At 46.0% G+C, this 23,061-nt stretch carries 20 protein-coding genes; 7 read left to right on the top strand and 13 right to left on the bottom strand.

The features are described 5' to 3' along the window. Nucleotides 1-177 precede the first annotated feature (177 nt). From CTT30_RS02580 to murQ, 4 genes are read left to right on the top strand one after another with little or no spacing between them, the layout of a single operon-like run. Entirely contained in the window at nt 178-1,770 is a 1,593-nt protein-coding gene (locus tag CTT30_RS02580) for a sodium:solute symporter (RefSeq protein ID WP_252035951.1), read from the top strand. Next, on the top strand, nt 1,767-2,645 hold the full coding sequence (locus CTT30_RS02575; protein ID WP_252035950.1) for a glucosamine kinase nucleotide-binding domain-containing protein: 879 nt from the start codon (nt 1,767-1,769) through the stop codon (nt 2,643-2,645). Before CTT30_RS02580 ends, CTT30_RS02575 begins: the two co-directional genes overlap by 4 nt. Beyond that, a complete protein-coding gene (locus tag CTT30_RS02570) occupies nt 2,638-3,747 on the top strand; it encodes an anhydro-N-acetylmuramic acid kinase (RefSeq protein ID WP_239838478.1) in 1,110 nt (369 codons plus the stop codon). The genes CTT30_RS02575 and CTT30_RS02570 overlap by 8 nt, the downstream gene beginning before the upstream one ends. A 12-nt stretch (nt 3,748-3,759) precedes the next feature. Continuing rightward, on the top strand, nt 3,760-4,683 hold the full coding sequence (gene murQ / locus CTT30_RS02565) for an N-acetylmuramic acid 6-phosphate etherase (RefSeq protein ID WP_239868654.1): 924 nt from the start codon (nt 3,760-3,762) through the stop codon (nt 4,681-4,683). A gap of 52 nt (nt 4,684-4,735) precedes the next feature. Here the strand turns inward: murQ and CTT30_RS02560 are convergent, their stop codons facing one another. After that, on the bottom strand, nt 4,736-5,086 hold the full coding sequence (locus tag CTT30_RS02560; protein WP_239838480.1) for a DUF2799 domain-containing protein: 351 nt from the start codon (nt 5,084-5,086) through the stop codon (nt 4,736-4,738). Between the two features lie 207 nt (nt 5,087-5,293). Between CTT30_RS02560 and CTT30_RS02555 the strand changes: the two genes are divergently transcribed. Next, nucleotides 5,294-6,778, top strand: coding sequence for a carbon starvation CstA family protein (locus CTT30_RS02555; RefSeq protein WP_252035949.1), 1,485 nt, complete (start codon nt 5,294-5,296; stop codon nt 6,776-6,778). 131 nt (nt 6,779-6,909) lie between these two features. Here the strand turns inward: CTT30_RS02555 and ispH are convergent, their stop codons facing one another. From ispH to murJ, 6 genes are all read right to left on the bottom strand, one after another. Further along, nucleotides 6,910-7,875 carry a 4-hydroxy-3-methylbut-2-enyl diphosphate reductase gene (gene ispH, locus CTT30_RS02550; protein WP_239838482.1) on the bottom strand — a complete coding sequence of 322 codons (966 nt, stop codon included), beginning with the start codon at nt 7,873-7,875 and terminating at the stop codon, nt 6,910-6,912. 26 nt (nt 7,876-7,901) lie between these two features. Beyond that, the gene (gene fkpB / locus CTT30_RS02545) at nt 7,902-8,333 is read right to left on the bottom strand and encodes an FKBP-type peptidyl-prolyl cis-trans isomerase (protein WP_252035948.1); all 432 of its coding nucleotides are present in this window, start codon (nt 8,331-8,333) and stop codon (nt 7,902-7,904) included. Nucleotides 8,334-8,449: 116 nt separating this feature from the next. Further along, nucleotides 8,450-8,962: a signal peptidase II gene (gene lspA, locus CTT30_RS02540; RefSeq protein ID WP_006957711.1), complete on the bottom strand. Its 513-nt coding sequence runs from the start codon at nt 8,960-8,962 to the stop codon at nt 8,450-8,452. Nucleotides 8,963-9,038: 76 nt separating this feature from the next. Further along, on the bottom strand, nt 9,039-11,885 hold the full coding sequence (ileS, locus tag CTT30_RS02535) for an isoleucine--tRNA ligase (protein ID WP_252035947.1): 2,847 nt from the start codon (nt 11,883-11,885) through the stop codon (nt 9,039-9,041). Between the two features lie 64 nt (nt 11,886-11,949). After that, nucleotides 11,950-12,885 carry a bifunctional riboflavin kinase/FAD synthetase gene (gene ribF, locus CTT30_RS02530; RefSeq protein ID WP_252035946.1) on the bottom strand — a complete coding sequence of 312 codons (936 nt, stop codon included), beginning with the start codon at nt 12,883-12,885 and terminating at the stop codon, nt 11,950-11,952. A gap of 72 nt (nt 12,886-12,957) precedes the next feature. Next, nucleotides 12,958-14,520, bottom strand: coding sequence for a murein biosynthesis integral membrane protein MurJ (gene murJ, locus CTT30_RS02525; RefSeq protein WP_252035945.1), 1,563 nt, complete (start codon nt 14,518-14,520; stop codon nt 12,958-12,960). A 260-nt stretch (nt 14,521-14,780) separates the two neighbouring features. On the opposite strand from murJ, the gene rpsT reads away from it, so the two are divergent. Further along, nucleotides 14,781-15,041 (top strand): 30S ribosomal protein S20, encoded by a 261-nt coding sequence (gene rpsT / locus CTT30_RS02520; RefSeq protein WP_004410238.1) that lies wholly within the window; start codon nt 14,781-14,783, stop codon nt 15,039-15,041. Nucleotides 15,042-15,138: 97 nt separating this feature from the next. On the opposite strand, the gene CTT30_RS02515 is transcribed toward rpsT, so the two are convergent. Next, nucleotides 15,139-15,444 carry an ArsR/SmtB family transcription factor gene (locus CTT30_RS02515; RefSeq protein ID WP_239838488.1) on the bottom strand — a complete coding sequence of 102 codons (306 nt, stop codon included), beginning with the start codon at nt 15,442-15,444 and terminating at the stop codon, nt 15,139-15,141. 127 nt (nt 15,445-15,571) lie between these two features. Then, entirely contained in the window at nt 15,572-16,462 is an 891-nt protein-coding gene (gene nhaR, locus CTT30_RS02510) for a transcriptional activator NhaR (protein ID WP_239838489.1), read from the bottom strand. Between the two features lie 406 nt (nt 16,463-16,868). Here nhaR and CTT30_RS02505 point away from each other — a divergent pair, with 406 nt between their 5' ends. After that, a complete protein-coding gene (locus CTT30_RS02505; RefSeq protein ID WP_239876479.1) occupies nt 16,869-18,014 on the top strand; it encodes a Na/Pi symporter in 1,146 nt (381 codons plus the stop codon). A 271-nt stretch (nt 18,015-18,285) separates the two neighbouring features. On the opposite strand, the gene CTT30_RS02500 is transcribed toward CTT30_RS02505, so the two are convergent. From CTT30_RS02500 to ptsP, 4 genes are all read right to left on the bottom strand, one after another. Then, a complete protein-coding gene (locus CTT30_RS02500; RefSeq protein WP_252035944.1) occupies nt 18,286-19,137 on the bottom strand; it encodes a thymidylate synthase in 852 nt (283 codons plus the stop codon). Nucleotides 19,138-19,146: 9 nt separating this feature from the next. After that, the gene (gene lgt, locus CTT30_RS02495; protein ID WP_239838492.1) at nt 19,147-19,968 is read right to left on the bottom strand and encodes a prolipoprotein diacylglyceryl transferase; all 822 of its coding nucleotides are present in this window, start codon (nt 19,966-19,968) and stop codon (nt 19,147-19,149) included. 44 nt (nt 19,969-20,012) lie between these two features. Continuing rightward, complete coding sequence (locus CTT30_RS02490) at nt 20,013-20,750, bottom strand: sulfite exporter TauE/SafE family protein (protein WP_239838574.1); 738 nt, start codon at nt 20,748-20,750, stop codon at nt 20,013-20,015. A 62-nt stretch (nt 20,751-20,812) separates the two neighbouring features. Further along, nucleotides 20,813-23,059: a phosphoenolpyruvate--protein phosphotransferase gene (gene ptsP, locus CTT30_RS02485; protein ID WP_239868677.1), complete on the bottom strand. Its 2,247-nt coding sequence runs from the start codon at nt 23,057-23,059 to the stop codon at nt 20,813-20,815. Nucleotides 23,060-23,061 lie beyond the last annotated feature (2 nt).

The following is a 23,061-nucleotide window of genomic DNA, read 5'->3' as shown; positions in this document are numbered from 1 at the left end:
TATTCCAAGTTAAAACCGTATTTGGAATAGGCTAACGCTTGAACTGAGAACAGGATCATAGAATCAAAGCGGTCATTATTCCACCATAGAATAGATTTAGGAATGAGTTATTCATATCAGCATACTGCTAAAAAACGATAAATAGATTCCCTACATGATTCAAGCTATGGAGCTGCGATGAATTCTTTATTTACCTCTCTAGACTGGTTAGTGTTCGCCTTATATTTTGCGATCATTGCCTACACTGGCTGGCATTTCAGCCGAGTCAAAATCACCTCGACGAAGGACTACTTCCTCGGGGGAAATAGTATGCCTATGTGGGTGGTGGCAGTCTCTGTTCTGGCTACCTCACAATCTGCCGCAACCTTTTTAGGTGGGCCAGATTCCAGCTACCGTGGCGACTTAACTTACCTTGCAACGAACATCGGCGGTATTCTTGGCGCTCTATTTGTGGCTTGGGTGCTGATTCCTCGTTTTTACCAAAACAAAGTCTCGACCGTTTATGAGTTGCTCAAAGTTCGTTTTGGTGAAAAAACCAAGCAACGGGCAGGCTTGATGTATCTTATCGGGCGTGTGTTTGCTTCTGGCTCTCGCCTGTACATGGCCGCTATTGCCGTTTCTATGATCCTGTTTACCAATATTGATCCTATCAGCGTTATTGCTTCCATCGTGATATTGGTTGTTGTCGGTCTCGCCTACACCTACATGGGGGGGATTCGCTCTGTTATTTGGAGTGATCTTATTCAGCTGATTGTGTACGTTGGTGCTGCTGTGGCTGTCATCATTTACCTACTTGGACAAATTCCCGCCGATCTTAGTCAGATCATTCAGGTCTTAGACAACCCAGGGCCGGATCAGGCTTCAAAGCTTACCTTATTCGATTTCAGCCTCGATTTCTCACCCGCTGGTACATTTAGCTTCTGGGCCTGTATTACTGGCTTTGTGCTATTGAACATCGGTGCGTTTGGCCTCGATCAGGATATGACTCAACGTGTGTTAACCTGTAAGAATGCCAAGCAGGGCTCACAGGCCATGATCAATTCGATCATCTTTTCACTGCCAATTGTTCTGATTTTCATGACCATTGGTTTGCTATTGTACGTATTCTATCAACGTCCGGACCTAATGGGAGGAGAAGGGCAAGATGTAGTACAGAACTTCAATGGCGAGAGTGTCACCATCTTCATGTATTACGTTCTTAATGAGATGCCTGCGGGTCTACGTGGCTTAGTCACCGTAGGTGTAGTGGCTGCCGCGCTTTCAACATTAAATTCGGGTTTGAATTCAATGTCTTCTGTCGCCACTCAAGATCTTTACAAACCTTGGAAAGAAGCCCGTGATGGCAAACAAGATGATGCGCATTATGTCAAAGTTGGCCGATTGGGTATGGCAGCCGCAGCCATAGCACTTGGCAGCATGGGGATCCTGTGTTTTTACTGGCAACAATACACAGATATGCCACTACTTGCTTTTGCTCTCAGCGTGATGGTATTTGCCTACACAGGATTACTTGGCGTCTACTTCACCGCTTTGTTTACTGACCGAGGCAGTGAACGTTCCGTTGCCATGGCACTGGTGGCAGGCTTTCTAACCACACTGTTACTTCAAGCTTATGTCTGGGATAACACATTCGGCTTACTGAACCCTGACTGGGTTGGGCTGAGCCTAGCGTTTCCTTACCAGCTGTGTATCGGTACTTTCGTTTCATTTGCGGTCTGCCTATGTGGCAAAGCACAGCCACAAGAGCAACTACAAGCGGCTCGCTTATGATTACGCACTTACTCGCTATAGATGGAGGCGGAACGAAAACCGCCTTACGTCTAACGTCAATAGACCCCCTAATGACGGACCCGATTTTTACTTTGACTCTGGGTCCGTCATCTCTCACACAACAAGGGGAGCAAGCTCATCAGCAACTACATCAAGCGATTGGGGCTTGCTTACAGCAAATAAAACTGGCGGCCAGTCATGTTTCTATTGTGATTGGTGTCGCTGGGGCAGGTAACGCGAAAGCAAAGCTTGCTCTTGAACAATCATTGCAAATCTACCCTCATTGCGTAGTCACAACAGATGCACATATTTCACTGCTGGGCGTCAATCACGGTCAGGCCGTGAATTGCATTGCCATTGGTACAGGCAGCGTCGCCACACAACTGGATGCCGACGGGCACAGTAAGATGTATGGCGGCTGGGGGTTTCCAATTGGCGATCATGGCGGAGGTGCCTGGCTGGGACAACAAGCCGTTCAAGCACTCATTGAAGCGCTTGAACAAGAAACCTCCCACCCACTCACCGACTATTTGACCCAACACTTAGGTGGCCAACGGGGAGAGGTTTTACAATGGTTAACCACGGCCAATGCTTCACGCTTTGCTCAGCTTGCTCCTGCCGTATTGGACCACGCGCAACAAGGTTGCCCAGTAAGCACAACAATCGTAAACAGAGGCCAACAGCATATTGATAGCCTGGTGGCAAAGTGCTGTGATAATAACAAGCTAGACATCGCTTTTTTAGGCAGTTTGGGCGCATACTATCAACAACATCTCAGCCCCAAATGGTCCTCAAGACTCATCACTCCTAAAGGCGACGCACTTGACGGTGCGACTCTGCTAGCCAGACAACAGGTGGAAAATTACAATGAGTAAAGAACTTTATATTGGCATCATGTCTGGTACCAGTTTGGACGGTATTGATGTCGCCCTAATTGAAGTCATGAATGGACAGATTCAGTTAATCGACAACCAAGATTACCCGATTCCGTCATCAATAAAGCAACAGGTACTCGACATTTGTCTGGGTCAGCAAACTGACCTACAACAAATTGGGGCTCTCGACCATCAGCTAGGCCACTTGTACGCCGAAGCAGTATTGGCTTTGCTTGAAAAAACAGGCCATAGTAAAGAGCAAATTACCGCGATCGGTAATCACGGTCAGACGGTTTTCCATCAGCCAACTGGAGAAACTCCGTTTACCACTCAGCTTGGTGATGCCAATATCATTGCAACACGAACCGGCATTACGACCATTGCGGATTTCAGACGCAAAGATATGGCACTGGGCGGACAAGGGGCGCCGTTGGTTCCCGCTTTCCATCGCGCTTTATTTGAATCAAACGAAGCCAGTACAGTGGTGCTCAACATTGGTGGTATCGCCAATATTTCCGTCCTTCGTCATGACCACCCTGTCATTGGCTACGATACGGGGCCTGGTAACATGCTAATGGATGCTTGGTGTGCGAAACACCGTGGTCACCCGTATGACAAAGACGCATTGTTTGCCCAGCAAGGTAATGTAGATTCAGATTTACTCAGCTCCTTACTCCAGGAGCCATACCTTGCAGCGAAAGCACCAAAAAGCACAGGGCGAGAGTTATTTAACCTACCATGGTTAGAAGCGATTCTCAGTCATCACAACTGCTCAGTTGAGGATGTTCAGCGTACCTTGTGTGAATACACTGCACGAACTATCAGCCATGAAGTCGACAAATACACTCAAGGTGAGCAACCACAGCTATTAGTATGCGGTGGCGGTGCCAACAATCCTTTATTAATGGCACGCCTTAAAGCCTTACTTCCCGGATGGAGTGTGAGTCCAACAGACTCACAAGGTGTCGACAGTCAAAATATGGAAGCGATGGCATTTGCTTGGCTTGCTTATCGCCGTATTCACAACCTGCCAAGCAATTTGCCAGAAGTCACCGGAGCAAGCCAAGAAGCTTCTCTTGGTGTAATGTACTTTGCCGATTAAATAAGGACGATTATGACCAACGATGCACTTATCGCAGCGCTTTCACATCTGGTTTCTGAAGGTCGTAACCCAGACACCATGGATATCGACTTGCTGCCTTCTCTGGAAATCGTTAAAAGAATTAACCAGCAAGATAAACTCGTTCCTCTCGCGGTAGAAAAAGTCCTGCCTGATATTGCTCAGGCTGTCGATAAAATCACTCAAGCCTTTCAATCTGGCGGTCGCTTAGTATACATGGGAGCGGGAACCAGTGGGCGCTTGGGAATTCTTGACGCCTCTGAATGCCCACCGACGTTTGGTGTCTCTGATCAAATGGTGATCGGACTGATTGCTGGTGGCCCAGAAGCGATCCTCAAAGCCAAAGAGGGCGCAGAAGATTCACCGGAACTTGGCGTTGCGGATCTCAAATCTATTGAGTTTAGCGAGAAAGATGTGGTGGTAGGTATTGCGGCCAGCGGGCGTACCCCTTATGTTATTGGCGCACTGGAATACGCTAATGATCTAGGGGCAACAACAGTAGCGTTATCGTGCAATCCAGATTCGGTCATTGCTGAAGTCGCTCAAATCGCCATCAGCCCAGTCGTTGGCCCAGAAGCACTCACTGGCTCAACACGACTGAAGTCAGGTACCGCGCAAAAACTGGTACTCAACATGCTAACAACAGCAAGCATGATTCGTTTGGGTAAAAGTTATGAAAACCTGATGGTGGATGTCAAAGCCACCAATAAAAAGCTGGTTGCCCGCGCAGCGCGAATTGTCATGCAAGCCACAGACTGTGATAAGCAACAAGCCATCACGACACTTGAGCAAACTGATTATGACGTGAAACTCGCCATCTTAATGATTCTCACTGGGCTGGATGTCGACAGCGCAAAGCAACAATTAAGTCGTCAAGAGGGCTTTCTCAGAAAGGCAGTGGAAAACCACAGCAGCTAGAGATCTTACAAGTAAAATAAACAAGGCTTGGCCTCAACCAAGCCTTGTTTCATCAATAATACTTATTAGCGTGCTCATCCCAGCCACGCTTCCACTCCATGCGAAACTTCTGCGCCTCTTCAGTGCCCTCGCACACACCTTCATAATACTGCCCCGTTAAACCAATCTGATACGCAAAGTTAGGATTGCAGTATTCTTGGATTCCTGTCAGGTAGCCCTGATCATAATCCCCTTGTTTAACACTGCCTAAGCTGGCTAGCTCTTTAAAAGAACGTTGAGTGTGACCTCGGACACCATCTTGATAACCAATTTCGTACCAGTCTCCTTCCTCAGCCAATTGTTCTGGGCTTGCCGCACAGGCAACTAACGTAGATACCAACAACAAAAAAATGAGTTTTCTCATTGTTTTTCCTTGTTTTTATTAAAGCTATCTTAATCAAAACACTAAATGACCAACTTTGCCACCGAGATCGGTTAAAAACCGCTTAATGGTGTCAATTACCACTGGCGCCGCCATACGACCACTCAACTCAAATTCGGATGAGCCTTGCTAATCAGAAGCGTAATATCGACGCTGAACTTATTAAATTATCACTAAGGAACGAGTGCTATGTTGTGGTTTCTAACCTGTGTTGCCGCTCTTATAGGCGGATACTTCCTCTACGGGGCTTTTGTTGAAAGAGTCTTCGGCATCAATGAAAAGCGCCAGACACCAGCTCATACCCAAGCGGACGGTGTGGACTACGTCCCTATGTCGACCAAGAAAGTCTATCTCGTTCAGCTTTTGAACATCGCAGGCGTAGGCCCGATTTTTGGTCCAATCATGGGCGCGCTTTACGGCCCTGCGGCTATGCTGTGGATTGTCATTGGCTGTATTTTCGCTGGCGCAGTGCACGACTACTTCTCAGGAATGCTTTCGGTGCGCAACGGTGGCGCTTCCGTTCCTACCATCACTGGTCGCTATCTAGGCAATGGTGCAAAACACTTTATGAATATTTTTGCCATTGTCCTGTTACTTCTGGTCGGTGTGGTATTCGTTTCAGCACCGGCAGGGATGATCACTAACCTGATCAATGACCAGACAAGCTTTTCTGTTAGCATGACTTCCATGGTCATTGCCATCTTTGCCTATTACATCATTGCCACGATCGTCCCTGTCGACAAAATCATTGGTCGCTTTTACCCACTGTTTGGTGCTCTACTTATCTTTATGTCGGTTGGCCTGATGACAGCAGTGGCGCTATCAAGCGAGCACACCGTCATGGGTGATTTCCAAGTCACAGATATGTTTACCAACCTAAACCCTAATGACATGCCACTATGGCCTGCGCTATTTATTACCATTGCTTGCGGTGCTATCTCGGGTTTCCACGCCACTCAGTCACCTTTGATGGCGCGTTGTATGGAAAATGAGAAAAACGGCCGATTCGTTTTCTACGGAGCCATGATTGGTGAAGGTGTGATTGCGCTTATCTGGTGTGCGATTGCTCTGTCTTTCTTCGGCAACCTTGAGGCACTGTCTGAAGCCGTGAAAAACGGCGGTCCAGGTAACGTTGTTTACAGCTCTTCATTTGGTCTGCTGGGGGTATTTGGTGGCGTGATTGCTTTCTTGGGCGTAGTTATTCTTCCTATCACATCAGGTGACACCGCATTCCGCTCTAGCCGTCTGATTCTAGCTGAATACTTCAATATGGAGCAGAAAACGCTGCGTAACCGTCTACTGATGGCTGTCCCTCTTTTCGTGATTGGTGGCATCCTAACTCAAGTCGACTTCGGTGTTATCTGGCGTTACTTCGGTTTTGCCAACCAAACAACTGCTGTCATGATGCTGTGGACGGCTTCAGCTTACTTGCTTCGTCATAACAAACTGCATTGGATCACCACAATTCCTGCAGTATTTATGACGACCGTTGTCGTGACCTTTATCCTCAATAACAGCACACTAGGTTTTGGTCTACCAATGAACGTTTCTACCATCGCTGGTATCTTGTTCTCACTTGGCGTGACGACTTATGTCATCAAGACCTCTAAGGGCAAAGGTGACTTGGATCTGGCTGATGAAGAGAAGCCAAAAGCGATGACCAAGACTGCATAAGCAATAATTACAGAAACGTAAAGGGCTCCATTAGGAGCCCTTTTCTTTATCTCTATACTGAGTCACATCTATCTGACAAAGGCCAGAGACAAAAAAGCCGGCTTAGCCACCTTTTTAAATTCTACTATCAGTTAGTCGACTTGTTTAATCTGTAGCTCTTTGGGAACTTCAAAAAACATATTTTCTTCACGACCCAATACTTCTTCTACTGATCGAGTACCCACGAGTTCTTGAATTCGCTCTAAGATCTGATTCACCAATTCTTCTGGAGCAGAGGCACCCGCAGTGACACCAATCTTGATTTTTCCGTCAAACCATTCAGGCTTAATATCTTCAGAACAATCGGTGAGATAGCCTGGTGTACCGAGTTTCTCCGCCAGCTCTTTCAAACGAGTCGAGTTTGACGAGTTCTTCGAGCCGACGACAATCACGACATCCACATCCGTTGCCATTTCACGTACCGCATCCTGACGATTCTGCGTGGCGTAACAGATATCGTCCTTACGTGGCCCCTGAATATCAGGGAATACACGACGCAGCTCGGTAATGACATCAGCGGTTTCATCTACAGACAGTGTCGTCTGACTGACATAATGAAGATTACTCGGATCTTTGACTTTCTCTTTAAGAGAGACCACATCCGCTGGCGTCTCAACTAGGTACATACCACCCTCTTCGCTGGCATACTGGCCCATTGTACCTTCGACTTCAGGGTGTCCGGCATGGCCAATCAAAACCACTTCCATATGACGGCGGCTTGCACGAGCCACTTCCATATGAACTTTGGTTACCAATGGGCAAGTCGCATCAAAGACCGTCAGATCGCGTTCTTTTGCTTCCTTACGAACCGCCTGAGAGACACCATGAGCAGAAAAGATCACAATATTGTCATCGGGCACTTCATGAAGTTCTTCCACAAAGATAGCGCCTCTTTGTTTCAGCCCCTCGACCACAAATCGGTTGTGCACGACTTCATGACGAACATAAATCGGTGGCTGGTACATTTCTAATGCACGCTCAACAATACTGATCGCGCGATCAACACCAGCACAGAAACCGCGTGGGTTGGCTAAAAGAATTTTCATTTCATTGCTCATAGTGATTATCTTATCGCTTCAGGTCGCTATTCTACTGACAAAATTTCAACTTCAAAAGTCACATCTTGCCCTGCTAGCGGGTGGTTGAAATCAACCGTCACTGATTCACCCGCAATTTCAGTAATGATTCCAGGGATTTCCATACCATCAGGGCCAGAGAAAGCCATGATTGTACCCACTTCAACTTCTGCATCACCAACAAATCTTGCACGATCCATATGATGCACATTGTCTGGATTCGGCGCACCAAAGGCATCTTCCGCTTTCAGCTCAATCGCCTTTTGCTCACCCACTTCAAGTCCTAGCAAGCATTGCTCAAAGTTTTCACTTAGGCTACCGTCACCGATCACGAGCTTGGCAGGCTTACCCATGTTGTGCGTGCTATCCGCAACCGAGCCATCTTTAAGTTTGATTGTAAAATGCAGCGTTACTGCGGATTCCTGGACAATAGTGGTCACAATACTGTTTCCTTGTTATTGGAGATATTGGCTTCTATTCAATAGAGGCTTCGTTATAGTAAAAAGCGCTCTCTGAATCAACAGACAGCGCTTAGGGTTATTCAAACATTATCAGCTTACGCTTTTTTTTCAGCGTCTTTTTTACGAAATCCATCAAGGATAATCATTGCAGCACCAATACAAATCGTACTGTCTGCCAAATTAAACGCTGGCCAGTGGTAGTCACCCCAGAAAAAGTCTAGGTAATCGACAACATAACCGTGCACCACACGATCAAACACATTGCCCACCGCACCACCGATGATCATGGCATAAGCCACATTGTTCCATTTCTCTTTTGCTGGCAGTTTACTCATCCAGTAAGTCAGCATAGCGGTTACCGCAAAAGCGATCCCCGTAAACAACCAACGTTGCCAGCCAGCCTGATCGCTCAGGAAGCTAAATGCAGCACCGTAGTTATGTACGTAAAGCAGATTAAAGAAAGGCAACACCTCAATGCGGTTCGCCCAGCCATAACCCATGTTATCCATCACAAACAGCTTAATACCGATATCTGCTAGAAAGATAACCAATGCTAGCCACAACCAGCGCACGCCAGATTGCTTCAAAGTGAGTGCTTGTTCGCTCATACAATTCCTAAAAGTAGCCCCAGTCAGTACTGGGGCTATATTATCTCAATAAAGTTCAACTTCTAGTTGCTATAAATTACGCGAAGCGACGTGTTTCACCTTCACCATCAACGTTAGACACACAACGACCACAGATCTTCTCGTGACCTGCGATTGTGCCTACGTCTGGAGTGTGGTGCCAACAACGGTCACACTTCTCGTTTTCCGTTGCTTTCACTTCAACAAACAGACCTTCAACATCAGTTGCTTGTGCAGCCTCTGACTTCTCGCTTAGAGGCTTCACAACCGCCGCTGATGTCAGTAACGCAAAACGCAGCTCATCTTCAAGCTTGTTTAGTTTCGCCGCTAGTGCATCATCAGCATAAAGGGTCACTTCTGCTTGCAGAGAACCACCAATGGTCTTCTCTTTACGAGCATCTTCTAGCAGTTTGTTCACAGCGCCACGAACCGCTTGGACTTCAGCCCAAAATTCGTTGTTAAGCTCTTCACCTTCAGCTAGACCAAACAGACCTTCGTACCACTCGCCTGTGAATACAAACTTATCGCGTTCGCCCGGCATCTCGTTCCAGATCTCGTCTGCAGTGAACGACATGATTGGCGCCATCCAACGAACAAGCGCTTCTACGATGTAGTAAAGCGCAGTCTGACAGCTACGTTGAGCGTGGCCGCCACGTTTCGCTGTGTACTGACGATCTTTAATTACGTCTAGGTAGAATGAGCCCATTTCGATAGAACAGAACTGCATTAAACGCTGTGTTACTGCGTGAGTGTTGTACTCACCGTACGCTTTCACGATCTCTTCTTGAGCAGCCAGTGCACGACCTACAGCCCAACGGTCTAGCGCCACCATTTCTTCAGCAGGAACAAGGTCCGTTGCTGGGTTAAAGCCGCTTAGGTTGGCAAGGAAGAAACGCGCAGTGTTACGGATACGACGGTACGCATCTGCAGAGCGTTTTAGGATTTCATCAGAAACCGCCACTTCACCCGTGTAGTCCGTTGAAGCAACCCATAGACGCAGAATGTCAGCACCTAGCTTGTTAGTCACATCTTTGGGCGCAACTACGTTACCGATAGATTTCGACATCTTACGGCCTTGACCGTCAACTACGAAACCGTGAGTAAGCACTTGCTTGTATGGTGCTTCGTCTTTCATCGCGATAGATGAAATGAGTGAAGACTGGAACCAACCACGGTGTTGGTCAGAGCCTTCTAAATATAGGTCTGCCGACGCGCCCTTTTCTTCATTAGGGAAAATGTACTCTTCACGAGCATCAACCACTGAATAGTGAGTCACACCTGAGTCGAACCATACGTCTAGCGTATCCAGTACTTTCTCGTACTTATCCGCTTCTTCACCGAGTAGGTCAGAGATTTCTAGATCCCACCAAGCTTGAATGCCTTTCTCTTCAACTAGCTGAGCAACTTTCTCAATCAGTTCTAAAGTGTTTGGATGAAGCTCTGCTGTTTCTTTATGAACGAATAGAGCAATTGGCACACCCCAAGTACGCTGACGAGAGATACACCACTCTGGGCGACCTTCAATCATACCTTCAATGCGGCTTTGACCCCACTCAGGCATCCATTCAACACCTTTGATTGACTCAAGTGCTTTTGCACGTAGACCTGCTTGGTCCATAGAGACAAACCATTGTGGCGTTGCACGGAAGATGATTGGCGTTTTGTGTCTCCAACAATGTGGGTAGCTGTGCTCGTAAGCGTGGTGATGTAGAAGCGCGCCTTTCTCTTTTAGCGTCTCAACCACTGCATCGTTCGCTTTGAATACATGCTGACCAGCAAATAGCTCAGTATCCGGCAGGTAAACACCGTTTGAACCTACTGGGTTAGCGACTTCTAGGTTGTACTTGTTACCGACCGCAAAGTCTTCTTGACCGTGGCCAGGTGCTGTGTGAACCACACCAGTACCAGAATCCGTTGTTACATGATCGCCAAGGATCGCAGGAACGGAGAAGTCGTAGAATGGGTGATTAAACTGAGATAGCTCAAGATCGCTACCTTTGGCAAAACCAAGGTTATGGAAGTGCTCGATACCCGCACGATCCATCACGTCCTTCGCAAGTTCAGAAGCAACGATGATTCGCTCTTTAGAATCACCTTCAACTTGGATCAATACATACTCTAGATCATCACGTAGACAAACTGCGCGGTTTGCTGGCAGAGTCCATGGTGTAGTTGTCCAGATAACGATAGAGATGTCGCCTTCACCTTCATGCCCTTCGTTCAATGAGAACTTAGAGAGAAGCGCTGCTTCATCGGCCGCTTTAAAGCGCACGTCGATAGATGGCGATACTTTATCTTTGTACTCGACTTCTGCTTCAGCAAGCGCTGAGCCACAGTCTGTACACCAGTGAACAGGTTTGAAACCTTTCAGTAGGTGACCATTATCAGCAATCTTACCTAGAGCACGAATGATGTTTGCTTCGGTAGCAAAATCCATAGTGCGGTAAGGCTTGTCCCACTCACCCATGATACCAAGGCGTTTGAAGCTCTCCTTTTGACCTTCAACCTGGCCCGCTGCGTAATCACGACATTTCTGACGGAACTCAGCGGCGGTCACTTTTTGACCTGGCTTACCCACCTTTTTTTCTACCATTAATTCAATAGGTAGACCGTGGCAGTCCCAGCCAGGAATATAAGGCGCGTCAAAACCTGAAAGTGTTTTGGATTTAATAATAATGTCTTTAAGAATCTTGTTTAGTGCGTGACCAATATGAATGTCACCGTTGGCGTATGGAGGGCCATCGTGTAGAACGAAAGATTTTTTGCCTTTCTTCGCTTTACGGATTTCGCCGTAAAGGTCTTCTTTATACCAACGCTTAAGCATTTCTGGCTCGCGGTTCGCCAGATTGCCGCGCATCGGAAACCCTGTTTCAGGAAGGTTCAGGGTATCTTTATACTCACTCATCGATTCTTAATTCCGTTGTGTTGGGCGAATGTTAGACATTATGCCAAGCGGTGGACTAGACCGTTTAGCTATTACGCTGACGCAGCCACACCCTTGCTGCTTCAGCATCCAATTCAATTTGTTGTTTCAATGCTTCAAATGAGTCAAATTTATGCTCATCGCGAAGCTTATTTAAAAGTACAATTTCTAGCTGCTTGCCATATAAATTGGCTTGAAAGTCAAATAAATGTACTTCTAGTTGCTGGCGAACTCCGTTCACGGTCGGTCGGTTGCCAATATTTGCTACGCCCCCAATCGGTTTGTCTCCAAGGCCTAGAGCCTCAACGATATAAACGCCTGATACAGGTGACACGCAACGCTTCAGTGGGATATTCGCGGTAGGAAAACCAATGGTTCTTCCTAACTTACGACCGTGTGATACTCGACCACTGATGCTGTAATCTCGACCCAGCATCTCTGCTGCTGAGTGCAACTCATCACTTGCTAAGGCTTCGCGGATCGCTGTACTGCTGACACGCAATTGCTCGAGACAGAAACTTTGTGTGCTAACGACTTCAAAACCGTATTTTTTACCGGCTTCTCTGAGCATATGGAAGTTGCCTTTTCGGCCTTTACCAAAGCAGAAATCATCACCAACAACGAGAAACTTAACACCCAATCGCTTCACCAACAAGTCGCTAATAAACTCATTTGCCGTCTGATTGGCAAAGCGCTTGTTGAAATTAACACAAAGTAAGCGTTCTATACTCAATTTACTCAGCTGGACAAATTTGTCTCTCAACCGAGTTAGTCTCGCAGGCGCTCTCTCTTTTGCAAATAACTCCAAAGGCTGAGGCTCAAACGTCATGACCGTTGCAGGTAAGCCTAATTTAGCAGCCTGCTCAGACACTTGACGCAGTACCGCTTGGTGACCTAAATGCACACCGTCAAAGTTTCCTATCGTCAGGACACACCCAGCATGATGTGCTTTGATGTTGTGAATACCTCGGATCAATTCCATTGGAAGCTTCTAATTCCTGTCTTCTTTATTATTAGCAAAGTGTGAAACTGACGGATTATATACTAATCCCCCTTATTCTGTCGCTGCTTTTAGATCTTTTAAACGCACCCCTAACACAGCAAGTGTGAGCAGATAAACGACGGCTCCCAATCCGATCAAGATTGTCAGTGAAGTTACCCGCTCAAGCAGGCTCCACATAAGCCATACCGACATCTCCTCTAACTGCCAGAGAATGGATGTCACCATCAAGCCCCCAGCCAATGCCAGCTTACATATGAAGATCAGGGTCTTGCGCGTCAGTGTATAGACCCCAGCAACATGTAACCCACGATACAACAGCGACATATTGACAAATGCTGACAGTGCTGTAGCGATAGCCAAACCAACATAGCCATAGAACCAAGCAAAAATGGCATTAAAGACCATGTTAGCTACCATCGCAATGATGCCATATTTGACCGGTGTTTTCGTGTCTTGGCGAGAGTAATAACCGGGAGCTAACACCTTGATCAGCATAAAGTTAAGTAATCCTGAAGCATAAGCAATCAGCGACAACGATGCGAACTGTACGTCCTGAGGACTGAACTCACCACGCATAAACAGCACCATCAACATTGGCTTTGCCAATACCATCAAGCCAAGCATTGCAGGTATTCCAAGTAACGTTACCATACGCACGCCCCAATCCATGGTTTGGGCAAAGCCATCACTATGATCATCGACATGTTTACGCGACAACGCTGGCAGTATCACTGTGGCAATCGCGATGCCAAATAGTCCAAGAGGAAACTCCAACAAGCGATCTGAATAGTAAAGCCAACTGATAGAGCCAGTCTGAAGGAAACTGGCAATAAAGGTATCAAACAACAAATTAATCTGACTGACTGAAACACCAAATAGAGCGGGAATCATCAAGGTACGGATTTTGACCACTCCGGGATCGCGCCAACCCCATTTAGGTCTCACCATAACACCCGCCTTAATAAGGAAAGGGATCTGAAATAGAAACTGGACCAGGCCGCCTAAGAACACCCCAATCGCTAAGCCAATTTCAGGCTGAGTCATATTCGGCGAAATAAACCACGCCGAGAGGATGATCATAACGTTGAGAAATACCGGAGTAAAAGATGACACCGCGAACTTACCCATGGTATTGAGAATCGCACCAGATAAGGCCACAAAAGTAATGAACCATAGATAAGGGAAGGTAATTTTGAGAATGAAGCTCGCCAGCTCAAACTTTTCAGCCGATGGCCCATCATTCAACCAATCAAGAAACCATCCAAAGCCAAATAATGCCGTTACCACACCAGAACCTAAAACTCCCAGCACAGTTACAATAGAGACAAGCACACCTAAGGTACCTGCGGCTCTGGCAATCAGTTGTCTCGTTTTATCCATGTCACCCGCAGCGTGATACTCCGTTAAAACAGGGACAAACGCCTGAGAAAATGCCCCTTCAGCGAATAGGCGACGTAAAAAATTGGGAATTTTATTGGCAAAGAAAAAGACATCGGCACTCGCGCCCGCCCCCATTAAATTCGCCACTACCACATCGCGCACTAATCCAAGCACACGAGAAATCAAAGTCATAGCACTAACAATTAGGCCAGACTTGAGCAGACGTTTACTCACAGCTACCTCGGGAATCCTGCAATACTTTCAATAAGGCTCCACTCTATGACAGGAATGTCAGGACTAGAGAAGATTAGTATTAGCAATGAAAAAAAAATACTGATAGAATCCCCGCCATCTTAACCGTGAAGACCTTTCTAATCCAAAATTTGTTTGGTTCCGATTGGTTTTTGCACAAATCATTTGACATTTAGGCGCAAATGAGGGATATTCCTCGCCCTTAAATTGTCACCGAACTAAAGTTTTTGGGAGTTAGACCCTTGGCAAATAGTAAATCTGCTAAGAAGCGCGCTATCCAGGCTGAGAAACGTCGCCAGCACAATGCTAGCCGTCGTTCAATGATGCGCACTTACATGAAGAAAACTGTTGCTGCTATCGAAGCAGGCGACAAAGCTGCTGCAACTGAAGCATTTGCTACAGTTACACCAATCCTAGACCGCATGGCAACTAAAGGCCTTATTCACAAGAATAAAGCTGCTCGTCATAAGTCTCGTTTCGCTGCTGCAATCAAAGCTCTTTAATAGAACTCTGATTTCCCAGTGAAAAAAAACCGGCTCAGGCCGGTTTTTTTATATTTGAATTTCACAAAGTGAGTACCCAATATCTAACGATGGTAGGTTAATCCGTCATTTCACTGCAGTATAAGCTGTGTAGTAAATGGATCATTGATTTCACTTCTTCACTGCTTAGTGTGTAAAAGACCGTTTGTGCTTCTTTACGTGTATCAACTAAGCCATCACGGCGCAACCAAGCTAAGTGTTGCGACAGCGCTGACTGACTTAATTCGAGCTTGCTGCACAATTCCCCCACAGACAACTCTTGGTTATGTAATAAACATAAAATCTGCAAACGTCTCTCGTTCGCCATCGCTTTAAGTAGTACCACCGCTTTGGCAGAATTCTTTTCCATTTCTTGTAAATTCATCGGCTAGTACCCCTTGAAACAACAAAATATCAACAAATCTCAGCCTGTAATTAATAAATTGATACATTTATAGCTGATACTAATCTATTTACATCCAGTAATCTATTTGTAGAAATGAAAAAGGTTCTCACTGAAAGAGATTCGTGAAGTCTGCATCACAGACATTCTTCACTGCTGGGTGTTGAATCATACGCTCAGCGAAAATCACGTAATATTCTTCTTTAAGCTCATCAATATGACCGATCAACTGCAAAGGTAAATCACTTTCGACTTCCGACACATATAAAGAAGGGGCAAGAAAAATAACATCGTGATGGTAACGAGCAAAAGATTTCATTAAAGCGACATCATCAAACTCACCAAGAATGTTTGGTTGAAGCCCCTGACGATCGAACCACTGAAGAACTTTCCGCCCCATTGCCGTTCGACTCCCCGGTATCAATAATTTCCGCTGTTCAAGCACTGCAGGAAATTTTACCTGTTCAACACTTCGGCTAGAGAAGAAGCTCATATTGCACTCCCCTAACTTCTTGCTGTATAAGCCGGGACTTTGACTGGAGTCAACAGGGCAATCGGACAAGATCATATCCAGTTTATGCTGAGATAACTGCTCAAGTAGCATTTCATGGGTCGATTCAAAACAACGTAAATGGATACTGTTATCAGGAGGAACTGTGGTCATTAGAATTTTACTGACTAACCTTTTTGATAAGGCATCAGCAACTCCTACATCAAACAGTATATTGGATCGCTGGCTATAGTTGACAATATCCAGCATCTCGTAGCTTAAGCCAAACATTCGGTCAGCGTATTTAAATACCAGTTGACCAAGCTCGGTTGGCTCGATACTTCGACCATTTCTTTTGGTCAGTTTACCGTCCATACGCTCTTCAAGCGCTTTGATCTGCCCAGTTACCGTCTGAGGAGTGAGGAATAACGCATCAGCAGCTTTGGTCACTGATCCCTGCTTACATACCATCCAGAAGTAATAAAGATGGTTGTAATTTAAATGCGACATGAAAAATCTCTCTGCTTTATGTATGGCTATGGTTATAGCAGAAGCTTCAAATGACAACAATCTTTCGAAAAAACCGATCTCATAGAAAAAAAAACAAGATTTTACCGATAAGTAATAAAAGTTATATGACAAAGCCATACTAGGAAGCTTGTTACAGCATGGTCAATTTGTGAAATAACTCCATTTTTCAACACTCTCAGAAAACCTCAGAAAAACCAATAAAACCTATTACTTTTCAATATCATAAAGGCAGTATAAAAGTAAATAAACATTGAAAATTGCGACGGAGAGATAAAAAAAATCCCATTACACATAACTGTAATATTAATGAAATATTTCCCCTCTACTATCGCCCACAGTTTCAACAACCGACCAATACAAATTTATACGGTCCACGGAGAAAATTATGAACCAAGCTACTACTACAGCGGCGCCGATATCGAGCACTACTCGCTGGTTACGCTGGGCTAACTTGGCATTCATGTTATACCTACTGCTTCTGGCAGTATCTATGGTAGGCAGTGGCTTTAAATGGGCGACAGGCGATCAAGCTAAAGTTCTCTTCGAATTCGCTTCTCATCCAGTAGCAGGCCTGATGATAGGTCTTGTCGCAACCGCTCTTATCCAATCTTCCAGTACAGTAACATCGATCATTGTTGGCCTTGTGGCAGGCGGTTTACCAGTAGAAACCGCGATCCCTATGATCATGGGGGCCAACATAGGTACCACTGTCACCAACACCTTGGTCTCACTAGGTCATATCCGCAATAAAGAAGAGTTTAAACGTGCTTTTGCAAGCGCAACCATTCACGACTTCTTTAACCTTCTCGCGGTCGCAATCTTCCTACCACTCGAAATGATGTTTGGTATCCTTGAGAAAATTTCTCACTGGCTAGTATCACCATTCCTCGCGACTGGCGATATGAGTATGAAAGGCCTGAACTTCATCAAGCCAATCACAAAGCCAGTTGTTAACGCAGTAAAAGAGCCGCTAGCAACCTTTGGTGATACTGTCGGTGGCGTACTACTTATCGTGCTTGGTATTGCAACCATCTTCGTTGCTATCACTGTGATGGGTAAACTGATGAAGAGCCTAATGGTTGGCCGTGCTCGTGAAATCTTAAAGAGCGCCATTGGTCGTGGCCCTATTCACGGTATCTTTTCTGGTTCAGTCGTCACTATACTGGTTCAATCGTCTTCAACCACTACCAGCCTAATGGTTCCGCTTGTAGGTTCAGGTGTATTGAAAGTTCGTGATGTCTACCCGTTCACACTAGGTGCCAACATCGGTACATGTATTACCGCACTATTGGCAGCAACAGCAGCATCAGGTGAGTTCGCAGTATTCGCTCTACAAATTGCTTTGGTACACCTAGCGTTCAACATCCTAGCCACAGTATTTATCTTTGGTATTCCGTTCCTACGTGAACTACCAGTTAAAGCCGCTGACATCATCTCTGATATGGCAGTGAAGAACAAAGCTGTAGTGGCTGGTTACCTTATTGCGGTATTCCTTGTACTGCCAGGTAGCATCCTAGCGCTGACTGCTTAATTCGAAGAACCATCGCTTATTCAAAGCCCGCAACCTAGGTTGCGGGCTTTTTGCTTGTCTAAGCTTCGCTGATGAAGAAGGATACGGGAACGAATTTCATCCTGCGGAGAAATAAAGAGCTAAGTTGTGGTTAAGTAAACAACACTAGTTTTCAACAAGGCGACGCTCGATCCGATTTTCCAGTACCAAAGCGCTCCATAAGGTGCCGCCCGTTCTTCCTCGTATAAAAAAGCCGCCCAATTTTAGGCGGCTGTTTAACATCTAGTGCGTATTAGACTGAGAATGGATATTGAATTGGGTCATGATGCTCGTAGCCCTCAACCCAAAAGTCATCCAATGTGACCCAAGTTTCCAAATCTTCTAGAGACTTGATATCCGGGTTGATATGGAACGTAGGTGATGCCAAAGGCTCTCGCTTCAACTGAACGTCACGCATCAACTCAAGCTGATCTTCATAGATGTGAGCATTCACTATCTTGTGGTAGGCTTGGCCCGCTTTTTTGCCAGTGATCTGAGCCATAATAGCCAAGAACACGTACACCTGAACCATGTTGAAATTCAGGCCAAGAGGCACATCACATGAGCGCTGAGTACTGTTGAGATACAGAGTATCACCTAATAATGAGAAATGATGGCTATACATACAAGGACGCAAGCACCCCATGTGAAATTCACCGGGATTGTAGAAGTTCAAGATTTCACCTCGATCATCCACACCTCGAGTCAAGTCATCGACAATCTTACGCAGTTGATCGATATGACCACCGTCTGGTTTCGCCCATGCACGTCCCTGAACGCCATAAACGCGGCCCATGTCGTCCTCACCTTTTCGATAAGGATTCTTAAGCCAAGCTTGGTTTAGGTTTGCATTCGCATCCCAAGTTTTGGTACCGAGCTTACGAAAAGCTTCCGCGCTGTCGTAACCACGAATATAACCGAGTAGCTCAGCCACCGCAGCTTTCCAAAAGCTTTTACGTGTTGTCACTAATGGGAACTGGTTGTGGCCAACATCGTAAGTCAGATCAGCGTTGATGACCGTCAGGCAGCGTTTTCCTGTACGTTCATTTTCAATCCACTCACCATGCTCAACGATACGCTGACAGAGATCCAAATACTGTTTCACACCAAGTCCTTACTTCATTTGTTGTGGGATTTCATCTTTGTAGTGACCACGCTTGTAAGCCCAAACCATCATCAGGATACCAACGATAACCATAGGCAGAGACAGGATTTGCCCCATTGAGATAAATCCGCCAAACAATCCCAGATGGGCATCAGGCTCACGAACGTATTCGACAAGGAAACGGAATGTACCATAACCCGCTAAAAATAGCCCTGATACTGAGCCTAGTGGGCGAGGTTTTTTAATAAACCAATTGAGAATGAAGAACAGCACAATACCTTCTAAGAACATCTCATAGAGCTGGGAGGGATGCCGAGGTAAAGGCCCGCCATTAGGGAAAACGATCGCCCACGGCACATCGGTAACCCGTCCCCATAACTCACTGTTCATAAAGTTGCCTAAACGCCCCATACCTAAGCCAAACGGTACAAGCGGTGCAATGAAATCAGCGACACCAAAGAAGGTACGGCCATTCTTCTTGGCATACCACAACATCGCAGTAATGACACCCAATAAGCCACCGTGGAATGACATTCCACCCGTCCATACTTTAAATAAGTAAAGCGGATCTTGTAGGAACAAATCGAAGTTATAAAAGAGCACGTAACCCACTCGGCCGCCAATCACGACGCCAAGAAAACCGGCAAACAATAAGTCTGACACTTGCTCGCGTGTCCAGCCGCTGTCTGGCTTATCTGCACGGCGATTTGCCAGCCAAAGTGCAAAAGCAAAACCAACCAGATACATCAGCCCGTACCAACGAATGGACAGAGGTCCAATCGCAACTAAAACGGGATCGATATTAGGAAATTCAAAATATCCCTGAGACATAAAACTATACTCTTTTGGTATTTAGATAATTAGGTGAGATTCCACTACAGCAACATAGTTCCAGCAACAAAGAGTAAAAATACTGCAAAAATTTTCTTCAATGTTGCGGTGGGTAATGAGGTGGCGAGTTTGGCACCGACACGGGTCGTCAACATTGAAGTCGACGCAATCGCAATCAGCGCTGGCACATAAACATATCCCAAGCTGTAAGAAGGCAACGATTGTGCCTGATAACCATGCAAGATGAAACCAATCATACCGGAGATGGCAATAAAGCAACCACAAACTGAGGAGGAGCCAACCGCTTTACGCATTTCAATCCCATGTCGGTTCAAAAACGGGACAGATAAAGAGCCTCCACCGATGCCCGCTAGGCTCGAGACCATTCCAATCCCGGTGCCAATTGTCAATGTTGCCCCATTACCCGGCATGACTCTCTGGCTCTGCCCTTTGATGGAAAACAACATTTGTATGGCTAAACACAGCACAATCACACCAAACACCTTAGGCAGATACTGAGAAGGGATCCATTCAGCCACATTGGCTCCAAGAAAACCACCAACAACCACACCTGGCATCAACCACTTCACTACATACATGTCTACGTTACCGAGCTTAAAGTGGTTTAAAGCAGAAGAACCGGAAGTGACAATAATTGAGGCAAGAGAAGTCGCCAAGGCGATTTGCATACTGATAGCAGGGTCAATGCCTGCCATAGGTAGTAAAAAGAGCAAAGCAGGTACAACGATTAATCCGCCACCAATGCCGAGAAGCCCCGCCATAACCCCAACAATACTGCCTAGAAGGAGCAGCAAGACAACAAATTCAATATTCACGTTTTTCCTTATCGTTTACCTGCACGGATAAAACCTGCAAAGCCTTTCTCTTCAAAGAAAGTTTGCATCATTGTATAAATATCATTGCCATACGGTTGCATCAATGCTTTGTCAGCAAGTTGCCTTAATTCACCACTGTCAGTGTGGCGCAGCAAGTATTTGACCTTAGCCACATTGGATGTATTCATACTCAAACTACGATAACCCAAGCCAACCATAAGAAGTGCGCCAATAGGGTCGCCAGCCAATTCACCACAGATACAAACTGGCAATTGCAGTTGCTGGCATGTCTGCTGAATATGATCTAAAGCCATGATCACTGCGGGGTGCATCGATTCGTACACATCAGACACCCGTGCATTATTACGATCAACGGCCAGCAGATATTGGGTTAGATCGTTGGTCCCGATAGAAACAAAGTCGACTTTCTCTGCAATCAAAGGCAGCAAATAAATCATCGACGGCACTTCAATCATCACACCAATCGCAGGCATCTCAACCCTATCATCCAACTCTGAGACTTCCTGATAGGCACGCTCGATGAGATCGATCGCACCATCCAGCTCTTGAGCACCAGACACCATAGGCAGAAGTATACTCAAGTTATTGTGCTCAGCACTGGCACGCATCATAGCCCGAATTTGCATTAAAAAGATATCTGGATGATCTAGAGTAAATCGAATGCCCCGCCAGCCTAAAAATGGGTTATCTTCCTCGATAGGTAAATAAGGTAAAGCCTTATCTCCACCCACATCCAGCGTACGCATAACGACACGTTTATCGGGATATGTGTTAAGGACAGATTGATACTGCAACGTTTGTTCATCTTCAGAAGGGAATCGATGTTGGAGCAAAAAAGAAATTTCAGTCCGATACAAACCTACGCCATCAACCCCTTGGTTCACCGCGATATTGGCATCCGCGCTTAAACCAGCATTAAGCATCACCTCGATACGAACCTCATCACTTGTACAAGCCGGCTCAAGAATTCGTTGGTTAACCATGCTCGCCAACTCACTCTCTTCATGAGCTAGCTCACGGTATTCTCTGAGTAGCTGCTTCCCCGGAGAAACAAAAATCTTGCCACTGTAACCATCGACAATGCCACGCTTACCATTGATTGGCTTAGGGTTAAGCGTCACCCCCATCACTGCTGGGATCCCTAAAGCTCGCGATAAAATCGCTGCGTGGGAATTCGCGGCCCCTTCTAGAGAGATCACCGCTAGCAATTTTTCTTTAGGGATAGAAGCCAGTAAAGTCGCCGTGAGTTCACGCACAACCAAGATAACGGGTTTATCGATCTCGGGTTGATCTTTTTCTGTATTGTGGAGAAAGAACAATAAGCGCTGCCCCAGCTCTTTTATGTCCTGTGCTCGCTCTCTGAGGTAGACATCCGACATACGAGCAAATCGGTTAGAGTAGCTCTCAACAACTTGTCTTAACGCCCAATCGGCACGGTCCCCTTTTTGGATCTGTGCTTTGAGATCTTTGCGCAACATCGGATCGTTCAGCAAGTGCGTAAACAAATCGAAAATAGCCAGAGTGTCTTTGTTAATTTCACTATCAAGCTTCTTACGCATTCGACGGAAATCGCTCAGCGCATCTTCAATTGCCAGCAATAACCACTCTTGTTCACGGTCAACATCTAAGGTTGATGCGGGATACACCTCGGTCAAATCTGGTTGAGTATCATCCCACCAAAACTCACCAATCGCGACCCCTGACGAGGCTGGCACACCTTTGATGGCATGCTGCTTTTTCTCTAAGCGCCAGTGACCTTGCGTTTGAGCATGAGCGATGATCACCGCTAGCTGGGCCGCCAGAGTCACCAGAAAGGACTCTTCCATCTCATCAAATTGACGGGGCTGCTTTTGCTGTACAACCAGAACACCTAAGACTTGCTTGCGATAGATAATAGGCGTGCCAAGAAAACTTTGATAAACCTCTTCGCCGAGCTGGGAAAAGTATTTAAAGCTAGGATGTCGAGAAGCTTCAGCAAGGTTGAGAGGTTCAGCGCTACGTTTGACCAAGCCGACCAAACCTTCGCTGAAATTGATATGAATTTTATTACCTTTAAAACGAAGGCCTTGAGTTGCCATTAACTCAAGGCGTTGCATTTCTTCATTAGCGAGATAGACAGTACAACACTCCGTGTTCATGGCGCTGCATGTTTGCTTTACTAAAACCTTTAGTGCCTGATGCACATCTTCGACTTTAGATACCCGTTCAACTATGTCCCTTAGTTGAGAAAGCATGT

Source organism: Vibrio coralliilyticus (assembly GCF_024449095.1).
GTDB classification, from domain to species: domain Bacteria; phylum Pseudomonadota; class Gammaproteobacteria; order Enterobacterales; family Vibrionaceae; genus Vibrio; species Vibrio coralliilyticus_A.
Note: the sequence above shows the minus strand (reverse complement) of the source record. Positions and strands in the feature narration are given on the sequence as shown.